Genomic DNA, 16,386 nt, shown 5'->3' with positions numbered 1-16,386 from the left:
GGCCATGAGTTAAGCGTATGAAAACCTCACCGAACGGTGTGACTCTTTTTTGACAGAATGTGACAGGCGGATCGGCAGGCGCGCGGCATCGGGAGATGGCGGGAACAGTTGCTGGAGAGCAGCAGTGAACCTTGCATAGCGGCGGCCTCAAAGGGAGATGACGGTATTCGTCAGTAAGGCCGCAATCATGGCATTTTTTATTTTGCGGTTCAATGGGCTGATTGATCATCCCAGATGCGCCCGATCCCGCCCCCGGCACAGGGCTTTATACAGCCGCCCTGCTCGCTTTACCGTAGAGGGTATCGGGTTCACTTGCCTTTAGCCCCCAGATGACGCCAGAGCTGACCATCACCAACTGCTGCTGGCAGGTATTTTCGCGGGGGAGCAATAAGCGAAGCAAAAATATAGCCTGCTACCCTTACCGCCTGCCTTGCGAGAGAACGTCCTTTTTCCTGCCTGCACAGGCAGCATCAGAAGTATAAAATAAGCCCGCCTGCATAAGAACTTGCTACTTTTTCGCCGGGTTGATGGAAAAGAGTGCAACCAGTGCGTTTTTGGCTATAAAGCCATTGACGCTCCGCAGCCAGTAAGGTTTAATGCGCCCCGTTGCCCGGATAGCTCAGTCGGTAGAGCAGGGGATTGAAAATCCCCGTGTCCTTGGTTCGATTCCGAGTCCGGGCACCATTTCCATTTCTCTATACCCCTTCCAAAGCCTGCAAAACTCGAATTCAATCAGTTAAATAGATCTTTTCCAACGTTTCAAACTTCACTGACTTCAACACAACACTATCTGTATCAGGCTGCCTCATGGGCTTTTCAGAAGGCTTATTGTGTTTAACTGACAGCCCGAAACCGCAAAGCCTGCAAAGAAGAATTTAAAACTCCCGCTGAGCGCGCCCTTTTACTCCTGGTTACCACAGGCAAACGCTACTGGCGCATAAAATACCGTCTCGCTGCTCCAGAGAAAAAGTTGTCTTTTGGTGTTTATCCGCAGAGTTCTCTGGTGAATGTCTGAGTCAAACGCGACGAGGTCTGGAGGGAGATTGCAGATGAGGGTGATCCGGGTGCAAAACTCACCAAAAAATACCCTTCGTTAAAACCTTCAGGGCGCGGCTTATTGCGTGGCATAAACCCAAGGCTGGTAAGCCAGTCAACCAGCGTTCAGGAAGCTCTGGAGAAGGATATTTTTTGCGTATAGGAGAAACGCCCAGAGCGGAAATCATTCCTAAGGGATGCTGGAGGTGTTTGCTGTAACGGATTAATACTGCTGCCCCGAACAAATGGGCAAATGCGTGAATCCGGGTTTGCTGGCCATATAGAGAGGAGCACAGGTAGGTTGTCGGGAGGGTGTATCGACCTGCGCCTCGCTTGCTGCAACACGCTGCCTTTCCTGTCTTTTCACGGCTGTCGCCTTTTTCTTCTGCGTTTTCCTGACGGAGACCGAAGGTTTTACCTGCTGATTGTTTCCTGAAGCACCATACCCGGAACAGAATCGCTTCGACTGGCTCAGACTTCCGTCATTACAGACAAAACGGCCATCCGATGTGCAGTGCGCTATTCCACCTTTGGCGCCTGAACAAGGCTGCCTTCCACGAGCAGCATCAGCCTTTATGGTGAAAAGTACGCTGAACGCCAGAAAGAGAATTAATTTTTTCATACCTGTATCCGTGATTTACTTTATCCATTAAGAGAGATTTGCCCGCATTTACTGACCGTTTCGCCAGATAAAAATGCATTGGCCAACAGCAAAGACATCAGGATTAATGATCACAAATTTGCTATGGCAGAAGGCTGGTAATCAGGCGAAAGAAAGTATCTTCATCGAATAACTGTCCGGGCCGGGACAAATTACTGTGCGGGTTAAAGGTCCAGTCGCTAACGTTACCTGCACGCATAAACAAGCGGCCCAGTGAGGTAATACATCCTCCGGCATGAAGAGTAACCTCTACCCCTCCCGTCACGCCCTGACCATACAGAAATATCGGCAAAAACTTTATGGCCCGGTTTTCGAAACTCAGAACGATGGCGGAAATATTAAAAGCGCCTCCCTCAACCAGCAGATCCGTAACGGAGACAGTAAGCTTTTCCATATTAAGTCCGGTACCCGCCAGCCATTCGTCCATCTGTTCCTGAAGATGCTCCATGCGCAGGCGAAATGTGGCGATATCGATCTGACTCTTACTGCTGAACGAGACGGGGGCGATTTGTCGGGACTGTAGCTTTTTCAGGAACTGTGATTTTGCTGACATTATCTTATCTGGCCTTATGTACTGGATAATAAAAGGGGGTTACATCCTCGTAGTATTGTCCAGGTACTGCTGTTGCTTGAGGTGTCGCAACAGAACCCGCCCTTCGGGCTTAAATTCCGTACCATAGCGCACCAGGCCAATACCTTTGAGCTCAGCATCAATGGCATAACGCAGCTCGCCAGGCTGAGATTGCTCAAGCAGAACCACCTTAATACTTTTCAGACGTGGTTCGTACTTGAGCAGCACGGCAGACAGAGTGCCCATCAGCTCATGTGCCGTACCCGGCATCCCTTGCAGGATTTTGGTCATATCCGGCAGACCGTAGTCCGGCAGATGCGCCAGCGTGCCTGCGCGACAGTTAAGAACGCGCTGCATATTATCCAACACTGACAGAATGACCTGGTTTTCTTCACTGACCTGATGGAGATCGAGGCCGCCGGTGAAATTGCCATAAAGCATCTCGTATAAAGAAGGTGTGTTTTGCATCATAGTTAGCCCCTATTAATACCGAACTGGAGATTTTGTATAAATATTATCAATGTAAAAGTAACCCTTAACACAGGTTATTTTTCTTCAAAATGAAATTATGGAATTGATAGCTGTTAACTCTTTCGCCCTGGCATCGGCATCACCACTCGTCGCTGCTCTGGTCGCATCTCCGCCTCATACTGTGGCCCTGTGACGCTGAGCGTCCAGCTAATCTCAGCGATCTTTCCCTTTATACTCCAGCAGCCAGGTCGTTGCCCCTCCAACTTCACTCGCAAATTTATTATTAGGATTATATGCACTGGAATTTCCCCCGCGATACTATTCACGCTAAACCCCAGAATTGGCCTGTCAGTTTCACTGTAAATAACTAAATTAACCGGGCCAGTTAGCGCCCCAAGATAGACACAAAAAATACACGAGCCATAAATGATAAAAAGTACGATCAGCGCCCCCCTCCAGCGGGCATAACCTTTATTGATTTTTTTGTCTATTTTCGCCAGAACATTAAAGAAAGTTATTCCCAGCCTTCTGCATCTCAATAAATAAAATTAACGCGTAAATGTCTTCTTAACTCTTTTTGATTTCTCCAGATAAGGAATGCATACGCATATCAGAAAAAGAGGATGAACAAAGGCCACCATTACTTTTTTAAGCAAGATACCGTCTTCATAGCATCCGTAACTGAAATCATAGCTCAAAGCGTGAAACCACAATAATCTGGCGCAATCCACAACTGAGATTAATACAATAGAATAGATAAACAACCTGTAACGATTCACAAAAATAGATTTTTTTCTAAAAAATGCAACAAGCGCTAAAACTATTACTACTATGGAGATTAAGCTAACAATACAAGACAATATAAAAAACAGTTTCTCGGATACGTGCTGGAATTGAAAATATACCTCGGGATGAAAAAAAATAACCAATAGTGAAATTGCATAAACAGTAGCCATGAAAACCAAATGAAATGCTATAAGCACCAACCAACCACTTAGTCCCATTGGAATACCCTCTTTATTAAGAGCAATTTCCTGGCCGGTGTTTTTTTGCCGCTGTTCTTTATTCATGCTTTTTATTCCTTATTTTACATTACCTGAGTAGATCTTTATCACTAAATCTGAGAGCGATTGTTTTCCCTGCGAAATATTTGATAACTGTTCACGTAACGCCTCAGACTCAAATATGTCTTCCCTCTCTTTCAGGTTACAAAGTGCATACATCTTACGATCTTTAGGTTTCTCCAGCCCGATGCGCTCCGCCTTTATGACCATCAATTGCTGCACGCAAGGAGGAAACACCTTACTGTTCTCCATCTTTTGCCATTCCTTCAGCACGCTGGTCACTTCCAGTTTATCCGCAATCTGCTGCCAGGTAGTTTTATCCAGCCGGATGATGTAATTTACAAGGCTTTCAACTTCTGATGGCTTAATATTGAATGGCTGCCATCGCATTTCTGCCGGTAGCCACCATTGCGTTATGCCGTTGAATAAAAACGCATGCTATTCTTCTTTGGCACATCCCGCCAGCACCTCGATGACATGATGTTTATAAAAGCGAACCAGTGCTGCCGAACCTTCCAGGGGCACGATAGTGCAACCGCCAGACAACTACAACGCTAGTAATGGCGAGTAGCGAATCGAAATAATGACCGCGATACAGCCAGGCAAAGAATCCACATAACCCTTCAACTGCTCAGAATTATCTTTCACCATCAGCCACGTGCCATAGTGCTGAAACTTCACCAGCTGTGGGTGGATAGACAGCGAATGTAATTTGTTTTCATGCTTTGCTTCAAACACCAGGAAATCTTTTTCCGGCTGTGCGTCTGCTCCAAACAGCAGACAGATATTTTCTTCGATATTCTTTGCCAATGCTGCCAACAGTGCGGTGGTATCCACTTTTTGGCGGTCCTTTAACTGATACACCCGCACCATTGTCGCCAGCGGCATCTGTGCTTCATCGGCATTGGCCGCCGCGCGTGGTTCAAAATCGAGGTGCAGCATCTTTATTTGATAGTTAACAATGCGCAGAATATTATCCTGCATGGACAGGATGACCTGAGCTACTAACCTGATGTTTTCAGTTTTTCTCATCCGGGCTGTTAATAAAGACACTGCCGTCATCGTCACGAGCCAACAAGCTCCACTTTGCAAGAGTGAAAGTCGACTGGCTGATACTACTGCCACTGAAGACTTTCGCCTCCGGCATTTTGTCTCCTGAGCGAACATAAGCAAACTGTTGATGCCCACCCGCCAGCGTGGCCCATTGTCCAGAGTGCGAACATTGTTCACCAGTTCGACACTGGATACGTTTACCCTGTGTCGCATCCAAAAAATATTCTGACTCATCGGGAATAATACCATCACAATAACGGGTATCTTCCCAGATCAGACGCCAGTGAACGTCACGATACCCCCAACCGTCAGCCAACAACATGTCTTCATAAACCTGCAAAGGTGCATTCATTCCACGTATAAAATAATTATAAGCACCAAGGTTTTTAAACCCACTAACATCAGTTTTTATCACCAAAAATTTATGATTGTACTGAGTTTTTACTGGTTCCCATATACCATCACAAGGTACAGGCTCTCCCGTTTTTATAATAATGCTTCTGCCTTCTGGAACTGAGGGAAGGTTTTTTGGAAACACAGGATAAGCTAACTGTTTTGAATTATAGGAATAGAAATCTTCATCCAGTAAATATGCAGCATCATAAATATTACAGACATTGCCATGTGGTGGGTATAGCAAATTATCCCCCCAATAAGTAGCTGTAAGTCTAAGTGTATTCAGACGGTCTACTTCAGGAGGGTAAGGCTCTCTTTGCACTCCACGCTCATGACAGGGTAAATAGAAATTTGACTCAACTAAATCTGCAGAATGAAAGAGTTGAAAGAACTCACCCGTTTTTATTTGCCACACCTGCCGGTTGCCCTGAGCAAGCTCGATCAAACCTTCATCATAAAGACGAAGGGCATCATAGGACCAAATAATGTTTCTTGGGTGAAAACCATTTGTTTTATTTTCCGGCCATGTTTTTAATGCATTTTCATACCGTTGCACAAAATAAGCCCAGGCATCTCGTTTTCTCTGCCACAAACTATAACTACTGAGACGCTTTAATAACCAAAAAATTTTGCGGCGAACGCTTTCAGCGGTCATCGGGTACTTGGTACTAAAGATCATCATTACTCGCCCCTGTTGTTGTCTGATGATCTATGCGGGCTGCATTAACTATTGTTCGGCCAGCTACTTTACTGCGCAACTCCTCGTCATGCAGTTGACGCGTATAAGTAGCATAACTTCAGCAACACCTCTTCGGCGGTCACATCGCTTTGTGGAGTTGCCTTAAAAAACAGTTAATTATCATCCGGTTTTAAATAAACATATCCTCCGTCTTTCCGGTTTAAAAGACTCCATGTCGCCGGAAGACGTATTTCAGACGCATATATGTCGCTCTGATATTTCGTGGCTTCCGGCATCAGCGCGCCCGCCTGAGCATCAATAAACTGCTGATGTCCTCCGGCAATGGTTACCCAGTGTCCCGAATGCGGGCAGCGCTCACCGCTCCGGCAGGTAATGCGTCTGCCCGGTTCATCATCCAGAAAATATTCAGACTCGTCCGGGATAATACCTTCGCAATAGCGCGTATCTTCCCAGACAAGCCGCCAGTGAACGTCGCGATAACGAATGGGATCCTCCGGCAAAACCAATTCCGTATCGCTCTCAATCAGCACGTCGTAATAAACTTGCCGGGGCGCAGCTATCCCGCGAATAAAATAATTATAGGCACCGAGATTTTTAAACCCGCCGATATCAGTTTTTATGATCAGCAGCTTATGATTGTACTTAATTTTTACCGGTTCCCAGATTCCGTCGCAGGGTACCGGATCGTCCGTTCTAATAATAATATCGCTGCGTTCAGGAACGGATGGAAGATCTTTGGGAAAGACTGGGTAAGACAGCGTTTTCAGGTTATAACGATAGTTTTCAGGATTCAGTAAATAAGCAGCGTCAAAAATGTTACAGACTCCCTTTTGTGGTGGATACAGTAAATTATCTCCCCAGAACTCTGCTGCAATTTTCAGTTTATTCAGTTTTTCTATTTCAGGAGGGTACGCTTCTTCCTGACCACCACGTTCGTGGCAGGGTAAATAAAAAAATGAGTTAACTAAATTCACAGGTCGAAAAAGCTGATAAAATTCACCATTTTTAATTTGCCACACCTGCCGGTTGCCCACAGCCAGTTCCGGTAACCCTTCATCATAGAGACGCAACGCCTCATAAGCCCTAATTATACTCTTAGCATGAAAGCCATTAGTTATCTCCTCCGGCCAAGTTTTCAGGGCCAGTTCATATTGCTGCGTAAAATATGCCCATGCATCACGCTTGCGCTGCCACAGGCTGTAACTGCTCAGACGCTGTAACAGCCAGAACAGTTTGCGACGCACCCGCTCATCGGACATCGGGTATTTGGTCTTTTCAATTGTAATCATCGTTCACTTCCTGTGGTATCCCGGTGCTCAATACGGGCGGCGTTGATAATTGCCCTGTCCTTCACCTTGCTGCGCAGCTCATCGTCATGTAGTTCACGTGTGGTGGTGGCATATGGCGGTTCAATCCCCTCCGGCCTGGTATAGCCATAAGTACCCTCAACGTCTTTCCAGTGAGTTGGATAAAACTCAGCCTTTACGCCGTTAATTTCTACGCTGGCAGCCTGCCCGCTGACTTTTACCTGCTCGCCAATACGGTTCAGTTCTTTTTTCAGCTTTTCATCCAGATTAATAATCACCTGCTCGCCGCCACCTTCGAGATACTGAGCGGGAATATCGCTTCCAAACTGCTCAGCTATCTTGCCATGCCAGGCATTGGTTCCCGGCATCCGCGTCACCAGGTCTTGCGGCAGATGCAGCACCAACAGACAGCCGTTGCCGTTCCACTCATCCAGCACCGCTGATAATTTGCGCCACTCTTCCGCATTGCCCGGTACCTTCTGGTATCCCCAGAATCCTCCGGCCGCCCACGAACCTTTTGGGTTTGTGGCTAAGTCCGTCTTGTTGCCGAAGGCCCGAAAAATAGTTTTACCGGCCATATCACGGGCGCTTTTCGCAGTAATTTCACTACTGAATGAGGCAATGTTGCGATAAATCAGTGAATCACCAAAAGCCGGACTTATCTCAGGGGGCTGCGAAAATAAATCAGGATACCCAGCTTTTGAATATTTACGTCGCAGTATAGTTTCGTGCAGCTTCTCCGCATGAATACTCGGAAAGCGCGTACCCTGCTTCGTTGCTTCCCGTAACGGACGTTCTATAAGATAGGCTTCAGACTCGCGACGGATCGTTGCGCGTCCGGCATTTGTCGGTATTTTTAGGACGTCTCCTTTATATACCAGGGCCTGCATTACTCTCAGCTTAGAATGCAGTTCACGTAGTGCCGATGGGATCATCCGACTTCCCATATCCCGCAGACTTGCCAGCCCATCGGCCAGAGAAAGAAGCTGGCCGTGCCATTTTTCGGGCAACGCTCGTCCCAAGGCTGACCCCATTACGTTACGAATGACCGTGATAAGTGAATTGCAGAATATACTCAGCTTATCCACCAGTTGGGCCTGGTAAGTAGTGACATCCAGCGCTTTTAGCCATTTGAGTGCATTACCTTCACCGGCGCGGTTCAGAAAATGCACTGTCGTTTTGAGTGTTTCCGCATTTTGGGCCACATCAGCGGACTCCTTCAGCGCCAGACGCCCCACGCCTTTTATTAATCCGCCAATCATCGGGATCAGCGCAAACAGCAAAACAACCAGAAATACCCATTCCATTGTACTTTCACGTTTGCGGGGATCCTGAGCCATACCGATAGATACCGCAAGCAAGTCACGTACTGCGGTAACATCTCCTACCAGAGGGATCATACTAATTGCCGCATCGGTGATTATCTGACCGATAGTCTGTTTTTCATTAAAGGCCCCAGACAGCGTGCCCCAGATCCACTGCCCGGTCTCAAGGCTGGTCTGCTTAAACCAGGTGGTTGTTGTCATTTCACTCATGACGCACTCCCTGTATAGCGTGAAATAAGTTCATTCGCCTGTTCGTCATTCAAAGCCTGTGGCTGGTACTGCTCATTTGGATCCGTTGATTTACGCGAAAAATTTCGACTATCCGGTCCCATCACGACCTCTAATGGCCCGGCCGGAATATCGTCCAGATGCAGGTATCCTGCTCCGTCCAGATTTCCGGTACGTACCGTTCCATCCGCCAGCGTCGCTGTAAACGGTGCCCCGACCACAGGCGCATCGTCGTGATAGAGGTATTGCAGCACCGCACTGCTTCTGTCTTTCAGTGGATCGGCCAGCCACGGCATTTCAACAGGCTGGCTAGTCGGACGAAGCTTCTGTGTGCGTTTGGTATTACGGGTGTAGGTATGCACCGTGCCGTACTCGATCTTTCCGGCCTCGATTTTGAGGTAGCTCCCCCCGCCAGTCAGCGTCACCCTCTTCTTACCGGCAAACAGGATGTCGCTCATGCTGCTGATGCTGAGTTTCTGCGCCGCACTCAGGTGCATAGACCCGTTCTGTGCCTGCACCTGTACCGGCCCCTGGTCCGAAATCAGGCTCAGCGTGCCACTTTGAGAGAACAGCCCGAGTTGTTCACCCGCCAGAATGGACGTGTTTTCCAGCGCGCCGGTGCTGACGTCTCCACCGGCACTTATGGCAATATTCTCACCCGCTGCAAACTGCTGATGCTCACCGCTGGTGAAGGCCATCCCTTCCGGTGCGGTAAAGTGGACAGCCCCATTCAGCGGCTTCAGGCGTTCACTGAACATCGCAATCTGGCTAGCCACGTCCGCTTCCAGCGCCAGTGCCTGTTTTTCGGCATCAGCCAGTATTTCAAGGCGATGAAGGCCCGCCCCGATTTCTCTCAGCGCCTCATCTCGGTTCAGCACATCCCCTTCAGCTTTAACCTGGCCTTCTGTGGTTACCAGTAACCCCTTAGCCACGCGGATAACCCCGTATTCATCGGTGCGCAGTTCAAACCCGGTGCCGCGAACTTCGTTCTGCGTGTTCACGATATGCCCCTGATTCAGGGCGGTGGCACCAAAAGGGGTACTCAGTGCAATATGCTCCGCCTGACGCAGGTCTTCCATCCGCAGTTCATTATCTCCGGCGGTGCGCAGGATGTTCTGGCTGCGGTTGTCACGGGTGACCACGTCCTGATGCTCTGAGTCGTGAAAGGCGTGGGCAATGTACGGACGGTCCGGGTCACCGCCGTCAAAGGCAATCCCCACTTCGGTACCATCAGTCAGCGGTGTATGCCAGCCGTATGTGTCACCCGCGTACGGTTTGGCCTGGCGTATCCACAGATAGCTGTAGCCCGGCTCTGCATCCTCGCGGCTGAAGTCCAGCTTCACCCGGTAGCGGCCCTGGTCGTCCAGGTGAGCGCGGATGTCGTGCTTCTCCCGGCTCTCAATGCGCGCAGGCAGCGTGCCGCTTATCGTCGGGCGAGGTTCTTCTTTCGGACGGAAGCAGACCTGCTCACTGTAGGGCATCCCCCACACCGACACGTGCAGGCGCGTGTCGCGCGCGGCGCTGTAGGTGGCAAGCGTAATCAGCATCCCATCCTGAAGAACATTCAGGGTGCTGCCGTCTGTCTCCAGCACCATCCCCGGAGCCAGGTGTGCGGCGTTGCTGAACAGGTGCAGACGGGTCGGGTTGTTGAGTTCACGCTCATGATGAATGCGTGCGTAAAACGCCCCGCTCTCCGTTTCAGGTTCAGAGGTGGTGTCGTCGCCCGCCTCCAGGAACGGCGCGCCATAGCGGTAGTGTTCCCCGGTCGTCGTGGCGCTGTTTCTGACCGTGAGCGCGGTGTCCATCGGCGTGGTGGCCGTGCGGTAGTTATAGTCCCTCGTGCGGACCAGACCTGTCACTGTATTATGCCAGGTACGCAGCCCCCACGCAGATTCCGCCGCCCCGTCATACAGCGCCGACGGCTCCTGCCAGGGCACGTGGATATCAAACAGATAGAACTGCTGGCTGTCGGCAAAGGTCAGCGTGTCCAGCCCGGTCACGTCGTTCACGCCGGTGCGAAACCAGATGCCCACTTCCGCCAGAATACGCTGAATAAACTGAAGGTCGGTCTCCCGCCACTGGGTGATAAGTTCACGCGGCGGATACGTACGCTCCAGCAGGAACTCAAAATCCGCTCCTTCAAGACCATGCTCGCGCAGCACCTGCTCCACCAGTTCCGGCACCGACAAATTCTGGTACACCGCGCAGCGCCGGGTATGTCCCAGCAGCGCCAGGCGGGACGAGAGCGTCACGCTATAGCGTGTCTGATCGGCGGTTGTACCCAGCCATTCGAACGCGGTGATAATCCCCTGCACCACCCGACCACTGAGCATGTTGAGGGTCGCGTACTTCAGCAACACCTCTTTGGCGGTCACATCGCTTTGTGGTGTCGTGAACTCAATACGCCACTGCGAGGGCGCACTCAGCGCCTCGCGGCCGTGAAAGTTCAGCACGTCCGGTGTTACCCGGCTGTCATTTATCTCCAGGGCGTAGCGCGTCTGTCCGTCGAACAGCGCCAGCCAGTTGTCCATTGCCTTCATCGTCACTCCTTAACGGGGACCAGGGTCAGAAAACCGTTACCCAGTTCAATGGTACGCGGTTTGTCCGGGTCGAGATCATCGCGAGTCAGCACCAGCCGCCAGGTGTTGTTCTTCATATCCGGGCGGTTAAACAGCCCGACCACCGCCACATATTTCGCCTCTTCGATCATCGGCATATTGAGGGTGACGCTGCCTCCGGGCATCACCAGCAGTGACTTGCTGGCGACGATGTCCTCTTTAAGCAGAGTGTCGGCCTCTCGCAGTAACGTCAGATAGTCGGCGGCATCCACTTTCTGGCGGTCCTTTAACTGATACACCCGCACCATTGTCGCCAGCGGCATCTGTGCTTCATCGGCATTGGCCGCCGCGCGTGGTTCAAAGTCCAGATGCAGCTCTTTTATCTTTTTGTAGAAAATGGATTTGGTCACGTTGACGGTGCCATCAGTGACGGTCTGCGTCAGGCCACAACCAGCAAGCAGACCACAAAGTGCGAGCAGGAAGACCTGTCGCAGAGAAACGAATGTCATTCAGAGGTTCCTTTCAGAATAAACAGCAGAACTAATCGAAGCGGTAACCGCCATCCTGTGCCTGAGTAAGCGGCTTACAGTCCAGCCCTTCGTAACAACCGAGGCTTACGGTCAGGTGGGTACGTTTGCCGGGTCTGTCATTTTTCAGTCCCAGCACACCGGTACGGCCAAGCTGGACGCGGCGTTTTTGGCCCAGTCTGGGTTCAGGTAACGCACTGACGGGGAGGGTCAACCGCAATCTCACATCCGTTCGATAGCCCAGGTACACCCGAAGCAATACCATCAGATCCGTGTAGAGTTGCCCGCCGGGCAGCCAGCCTTCGGCCTCTTCCTGACTATTGGTGGTCAGCATCAGCAAAATGCGGCTACAGGCTTCTTTGCCGGTTTTACCTAGTGTCGCCCGTTGTGACAGGGCAACGCGGTTACTTTTGCTCAGACCGCTGCGCTGCGACACCTGGACTTTTACCAGATCCGGACTGCTAACCGTCGCGATGGTGTCCGGTGCCAGCAGGCTCACCAGTTGGCGAATACCTTCGGCATTGCGGGTCGGCAGGCGCATGGTGCCCAGCAGTGCGAGGAAACGGGAAACCGGAGTGGCCACGTTCTCTGCCGTGCCGGGAATGCCCAGCCCGATCAGCCCCAACAGACACTGAGAGGTGGCATCCGTTGCACCAGGCTCAAACGTGGCCAGGTACGCATATTTACGCCAGATACGGTAGTACTGGGTAGTGATGCGATGGCTGAAGATATCGAGAAAGGCTGTGGTCGCCTCCATCCCTTCGCGATGCTGGGCGATATCATCCAGATAGGCGGTCGGCAACGGTGAATCCACGCCGTACATCCCCAGAAAAGTAGTGCGTACGGTCGGCGGCAGCTCCGGGTGGTCTTCGTCTGTTTCAACCACACGCAGTTCACTTACCGGAAAGCCCATCCCTGGCCAGGGGCGAAAACGCACCGGGTCGCCCGACGGTTTATCGGTGGTACCCAGCAGCGGTCTGTCGGGATTTTCCTGTTCAAGCAGTTGGCAGAAGCGGTAAAAGTTAATCCGCCAGATATCCTTGCCAAGGTCTTCGGTTAACCCGGTACGTGCTGGCTGTGATTCTCTTTCCATCGCAGTCGTTTCCCTGTCGGTTGCAGTACCAGCGTCAGCTGATTGAAGAGGTGAACATCGGCATACAACGCAAAGAAGCGGTGCAGCATTTCACCAAACAGATTCACATCACCCTCGCCTGCGAAGTTATCTGCATTCAGCGTGATTTCAATATCCACCCCGCGCAGCATGTAGCCTCGTTCGAAACGGCGTATCAGCGTATGTTTCACCGCGACGATCGCCTCCAGACGGCGGCGATTCATTTCATCATCGGTCCAGTCATAGAGCGCCAGCGTGCCGCGCAGCACTTCCGGGTTATCCATCATGCTCAGGAAGTTGGAGCCAAGATGACTCATTACGCGCCAGTGAAAGCGGTCACTGGCTGGCGGATAGAGCGGCAGCGTCGGTGCATTCAGATTCAGTACCTTCACCGGCACTTTACCGGCTTTCACCACCCGGTCGAGCAACGTACTCTCCAGCGCCTTACGGGGCAGTTGCCCGTTGGTGCCCGTGATGCGCATCGATAACGACTCTGGTTTCTCCGCCAGTTGCTCCATCTCAAACGAACGGCCACCGAGGATCAGCCAGGTGTCATACAAACCGGATGGCCCGCGTTTCACACGGGTGTGGAAGTAACGCTCCGGGGCATCGTGGCGCATCATGCCGCCACGGTGACGAAAGCTGGTGAACGGCACGTAGGGGTGTTTACCGTTTTTCACAGCACCATGGATATTATCGACGCTGTAGATTTCCGTGTGACCGTCCTGAACGCGCAGCGGTCGCAGCAGGTATTCATTTTCCAGCGGATCGATGGTCAGCGGGTCGGCCTCCAGGGTGAAAAGGTTAATGACTGGCGCGCAATGCAGGCGGAAGTTTTCAGTTTCAAACGGCATATCGGACGGCCAGCCGCCATCAAGCACGATATCGGTTTCAAACCAGGTGGTGTCCTGATTCAGTCCTGTCAGCTCCAGCCCACGCAGCTCCACAAACATAAACTTCTGGCGGAAGCTGAAGTACTCCAGCAGCAGCTGGTAGCCGCTGAACGCCGAATCGCCTTTCGGCCACAGACGTTCATGGTCTTCAAAACCCATTGGCTTACACCAGCCGTCAAAGCGTAGGCGTTCACTACGGGTTGCGGCATGGCGGGCATACATTGCATGCACCCTGCGGGTCAAAGCCAGATGCAGGGCCGAAGCGACAGGACTTTCAGCATCCAGATAAAGGGCAACTTTTTCTATCCCGCTTTTCGCCCAGTCCACCTTGCTGGCGCACTCAAAACGCAGGCGAATGGCAGCACGCCCGTCCGGCTCGGTTTGCAGGCGCGCATCAGCCAGATGAAGGGGCTGAAGCGAAAGATCGCGGGTGGTTCGGTACTGGCAGACGGTTTTATCCGGCCCAATCGGGCGGGACAGCACAGGAAAGCCCTCCGGCAGGACTTCAGCCTGTTTCAACAGTTGCCACTCCGGCGAGAAGGCCACAACCGACAGCGACGGAATGGTACGCATGTAATGCGGCCAGAGCAGGCTCACCAGCCCTTCAGTCAGCTCCGGCAGATCATCATCAAGTTTTTCGCGCAGACGGCCCATCAGGAAGGCAAAACCTTCAAACAGCCGCTCCACATACGGATCTCGGGCGCCGGCCTTGTCGAGATTGAGCATGGCAGCCCTGTCGGGATGGGCGCGGGCAAATTCTTTACCAGCTTCGCGCAGGTAGCGCATCTCTGCTTCATAATAACGCAGGGTTAAATCATCCATGCAAGGGTTCCTGAATGTCGTGGTAGTCAAAAGCTCATCAGGTGCAGTCTGTTCAGCCGCACAACACCATCGCCCTGGCGGGGTCGATGGCAATCAATCCGGCCAGCAGCGCATCCATTTCCGGTGCAAAACGGGCTTTATCCGTTTCACTTCTACCGGCTTTCAGGCGTAATAATTTCAAACGTCTGGCCTGCACTTCGAACAATAATGCAGGCTCCCACTCTTTAAGCGTGAGGTGCGGAGCGCTGGTTTTCAGCCCGTCAAGCAGATGAAGTGCCATCTCATTACGCCCGAACTGTTCGGCGACTCTGGCCATTAACAACCGCTGTAGCCAGCGGCTGCGGGGGGAGTTCATACCCGGACGACTCTGAAGCCAGCCCAGCGCCGCTTCCGGGCCTTCGCTATCGCCCCTGGCCATGGCTTCTGCCTCCAGCACGAGGATGTCATCCGTTTGCCCTCCTCCGGCAACGACCGCTGGCTCATCACCCAGTTGCGCCAAATCGTTGTTCACCTTTTCGGCTACCCAGTTGAGCGTAACTTCATCGGCAAAGGGCGTGCCGTCACTCCAGGAGAGCTGTTCGAGACCGTGCAGGCGTGCCAGCAGCAGCTTCAGATCGCTCGTGATGTAATCGGCCCAACAGTTCCAGGGCTGGCCGGCACGGGTCAGGCCCTGCCAGAGATACCACTGCAAATCGAGCCAGAAACGGTTGGCACCTTCGCTGAACATATCACTGGCCTGCTCCACCAGCTCCGTCCAGCTCTGTTGCAGGTACAGACGTTTAAGCTGAGCGCGGTAATCGGGTTTGGGGGGCGAAAGGCGGGTCCGGCCGCTGGCATCCAGCGCTGGCAACTGTCCCACCGTGTCCCAGCGCACGGCTTTCATCAGGCGATGTGATGCGAGCCAGCCATCAGGCTGTTCGGCCAGCCAACCTGCCAGCACTTTCGACTGGCTCAAAAACTCACTTTCCGATTTCACTGCACTTGCCGTCGCTGACGTTCTGACGGACGCTGCCGGAGGATTATCCGGATTGCTGGCTGGCTGCGGGGTAAATCCATCCAGCCCGCCGGAACCCGCAAGACGGAGTTCCAACGTACGGGATAAACCATCCAGCAAAGGACGTTCGCTTTCGGGCCACTTTTCCAACAGCATATCCAGCAGACAGAGGGCCGCTGCGGTTTGTGAGGTCTGTTCGCGAGTGGCATCCGGCCAGCGGGAGAGCGTGTCCTGTATCTTTGTGCTGTTCAGCCATTCCAGCGTCGATTTGCGGGCATTGGAGCGTCGGGGGTGGCAGCGATCACCGTAGCGGGTCAGCATCGCAACAAGCAGTTGCAGGCCCTCACATAACCCTGCCTCCCCTTCCCGTTGCAGCCGGGCGAAGATATACCAGGTCACTACCCGCAAGTCCCGGGCGGTATGACAGAGGATCCTCTCTGCCAGCTGGCAGAGCTTTTCCGGATCGGTGCCAGAGAGTTTATTGATCTCCTCGCGCATCAGCTGAAAATCGTCGTCGTAGGCAGGGTCTTCCCCCGCCCCTTCTCCCTCAGTGAGCGGTTGCAGCCAGTTATCCCACTGAAACAGACTGCTCCGCTGGCGCGCAAGCAGCGCATATTGCTGTGCTTCGTCAGGCAGACACAGTGCCAGAAGTGATTTTGCCGTTGCCATG

15 protein-coding genes and 1 tRNA gene are annotated in these 16,386 nt (G+C 52.1%); 2 read left to right on the top strand and 14 right to left on the bottom strand.

All coding sequences use genetic code 11. The annotated features are described in order from the left end of the window. Positions 1-608: 608 nt before the first annotated feature. Both AAH450_RS17820 and AAH450_RS21170 read left to right on the top strand, forming a co-directional pair. Positions 609-684 (top strand) — tRNA-Phe (locus AAH450_RS17820). A 154-nt stretch (positions 685-838) separates the two neighbouring features. After that, positions 839-1,015: an Arm DNA-binding domain-containing protein gene (locus AAH450_RS21170; protein WP_463322747.1), complete on the top strand. Its 177-nt coding sequence runs from the start codon at positions 839-841 to the stop codon at positions 1,013-1,015. A gap of 243 nt (positions 1,016-1,258) precedes the next feature. Here AAH450_RS21170 and AAH450_RS17815 read toward each other — a convergent pair whose 3' ends face one another. The 14 genes from AAH450_RS17815 to tssA all read right to left on the bottom strand — a co-directional run bounded on the left by AAH450_RS17815 (position 1,259) and on the right by tssA (position 16,385). Next, entirely contained in the window at positions 1,259-1,657 is a 399-nt protein-coding gene (locus tag AAH450_RS17815; RefSeq protein WP_342911410.1) for a YdcA family protein, read from the bottom strand. Positions 1,658-1,778: 121 nt separating this feature from the next. After that, entirely contained in the window at positions 1,779-2,249 is a 471-nt protein-coding gene (locus AAH450_RS17810) for a hypothetical protein (protein ID WP_342911409.1), read from the bottom strand. Between the two features lie 39 nt (positions 2,250-2,288). Next, positions 2,289-2,738, bottom strand: a complete 450-nt coding sequence (tssE, locus tag AAH450_RS17805) for a type VI secretion system baseplate subunit TssE (RefSeq protein WP_342911408.1) — start codon at positions 2,736-2,738, stop codon at positions 2,289-2,291. Positions 2,739-3,286: 548 nt separating this feature from the next. Next, positions 3,287-3,808, bottom strand: a complete 522-nt coding sequence (locus tag AAH450_RS17800) for a DUF2569 family protein (RefSeq protein ID WP_342911407.1) — start codon at positions 3,806-3,808, stop codon at positions 3,287-3,289. A 12-nt stretch (positions 3,809-3,820) separates the two neighbouring features. Beyond that, positions 3,821-4,192 carry a hypothetical protein gene (locus tag AAH450_RS17795; RefSeq protein ID WP_342911406.1) on the bottom strand — a complete coding sequence of 124 codons (372 nt, stop codon included), beginning with the start codon at positions 4,190-4,192 and terminating at the stop codon, positions 3,821-3,823. 156 nt (positions 4,193-4,348) lie between these two features. After that, a complete protein-coding gene (locus tag AAH450_RS17790) occupies positions 4,349-4,870 on the bottom strand; it encodes a type VI secretion lipoprotein TssJ (RefSeq protein WP_463322745.1) in 522 nt (173 codons plus the stop codon). Continuing rightward, a complete protein-coding gene (locus AAH450_RS17785) occupies positions 4,821-5,933 on the bottom strand; it encodes an Imm72 family immunity protein (RefSeq protein ID WP_342911405.1) in 1,113 nt (370 codons plus the stop codon). The genes AAH450_RS17790 and AAH450_RS17785 overlap by 50 nt, the downstream gene beginning before the upstream one ends. Positions 5,934-6,103: 170 nt before the next feature. Then, the gene (locus AAH450_RS17780; protein WP_342911404.1) at positions 6,104-7,240 is read right to left on the bottom strand and encodes an Imm72 family immunity protein; all 1,137 of its coding nucleotides are present in this window, start codon (positions 7,238-7,240) and stop codon (positions 6,104-6,106) included. Then, on the bottom strand, positions 7,237-8,793 hold the full coding sequence (locus AAH450_RS17775; RefSeq protein WP_342911403.1) for a hypothetical protein: 1,557 nt from the start codon (positions 8,791-8,793) through the stop codon (positions 7,237-7,239). The genes AAH450_RS17780 and AAH450_RS17775 overlap by 4 nt, the downstream gene beginning before the upstream one ends. After that, positions 8,790-11,342: a type VI secretion system Vgr family protein gene (locus tag AAH450_RS17770; RefSeq protein WP_342911553.1), complete on the bottom strand. Its 2,553-nt coding sequence runs from the start codon at positions 11,340-11,342 to the stop codon at positions 8,790-8,792. Before AAH450_RS17770 ends, AAH450_RS17775 begins: the two co-directional genes overlap by 4 nt. Positions 11,343-11,353: 11 nt before the next feature. Further along, a complete protein-coding gene (tssJ, locus tag AAH450_RS17765; protein WP_342911402.1) occupies positions 11,354-11,878 on the bottom strand; it encodes a type VI secretion system lipoprotein TssJ in 525 nt (174 codons plus the stop codon). A gap of 31 nt (positions 11,879-11,909) precedes the next feature. Beyond that, entirely contained in the window at positions 11,910-12,989 is a 1,080-nt protein-coding gene (gene tssG, locus AAH450_RS17760) for a type VI secretion system baseplate subunit TssG (protein ID WP_342911401.1), read from the bottom strand. Further along, positions 12,953-14,722: a type VI secretion system baseplate subunit TssF gene (gene tssF / locus AAH450_RS17755; protein WP_342911400.1), complete on the bottom strand. Its 1,770-nt coding sequence runs from the start codon at positions 14,720-14,722 to the stop codon at positions 12,953-12,955. The genes tssG and tssF overlap by 37 nt, the downstream gene beginning before the upstream one ends. 52 nt (positions 14,723-14,774) lie before the next feature. Beyond that, entirely contained in the window at positions 14,775-16,385 is a 1,611-nt protein-coding gene (gene tssA / locus AAH450_RS17750) for a type VI secretion system protein TssA (RefSeq protein WP_342911399.1), read from the bottom strand. Position 16,386 lies beyond the last annotated feature (1 nt).

The sequence above is a fragment of the Erwinia magellanica genome (assembly GCF_039023495.1).
Taxonomy (GTDB): Bacteria; Pseudomonadota; Gammaproteobacteria; order Enterobacterales; family Enterobacteriaceae; genus Erwinia.
This window is presented reverse-complemented; position numbering and strand designations above follow the sequence as displayed.

What these genes read in the sequence shown, in the direction of transcription:
- AAH450_RS17815 (WP_342911410.1), bottom strand. Translation starts at nt 1,657, where the DNA reads ATGAAAAAATTAATTCTCTTTCTGGCGTTCAGCGTACTTTTCACCATA.
- AAH450_RS17810 (WP_342911409.1), bottom strand. Translation starts at nt 2,249, where the DNA reads ATGTCAGCAAAATCACAGTTCCTGAAAAAGCTACAGTCCCGACAAATC.
- tssE (WP_342911408.1), bottom strand. Translation starts at nt 2,738, where the DNA reads ATGATGCAAAACACACCTTCTTTATACGAGATGCTTTATGGCAATTTC.
- AAH450_RS17800 (WP_342911407.1), bottom strand. Translation starts at nt 3,808, where the DNA reads ATGAATAAAGAACAGCGGCAAAAAAACACCGGCCAGGAAATTGCTCTT.
- AAH450_RS17795 (WP_342911406.1), bottom strand. Translation starts at nt 4,192, where the DNA reads ATGCGATGGCAGCCATTCAATATTAAGCCATCAGAAGTTGAAAGCCTT.
- AAH450_RS17785 (WP_342911405.1), bottom strand. Translation starts at nt 5,933, where the DNA reads ATGATGATCTTTAGTACCAAGTACCCGATGACCGCTGAAAGCGTTCGC.
- AAH450_RS17780 (WP_342911404.1), bottom strand. Translation starts at nt 7,240, where the DNA reads ATGATTACAATTGAAAAGACCAAATACCCGATGTCCGATGAGCGGGTG.
- AAH450_RS17775 (WP_342911403.1), bottom strand. Translation starts at nt 8,793, where the DNA reads ATGAGTGAAATGACAACAACCACCTGGTTTAAGCAGACCAGCCTTGAG.
- AAH450_RS17770 (WP_342911553.1), bottom strand. Translation starts at nt 11,342, where the DNA reads ATGGACAACTGGCTGGCGCTGTTCGACGGACAGACGCGCTACGCCCTG.
- tssJ (WP_342911402.1), bottom strand. Translation starts at nt 11,878, where the DNA reads ATGACATTCGTTTCTCTGCGACAGGTCTTCCTGCTCGCACTTTGTGGT.
- tssG (WP_342911401.1), bottom strand. Translation starts at nt 12,989, where the DNA reads ATGGAAAGAGAATCACAGCCAGCACGTACCGGGTTAACCGAAGACCTT.
- tssF (WP_342911400.1), bottom strand. Translation starts at nt 14,722, where the DNA reads ATGGATGATTTAACCCTGCGTTATTATGAAGCAGAGATGCGCTACCTG.
- tssA (WP_342911399.1), bottom strand. Translation starts at nt 16,385, where the DNA reads ATGGCAACGGCAAAATCACTTCTGGCACTGTGTCTGCCTGACGAAGCA.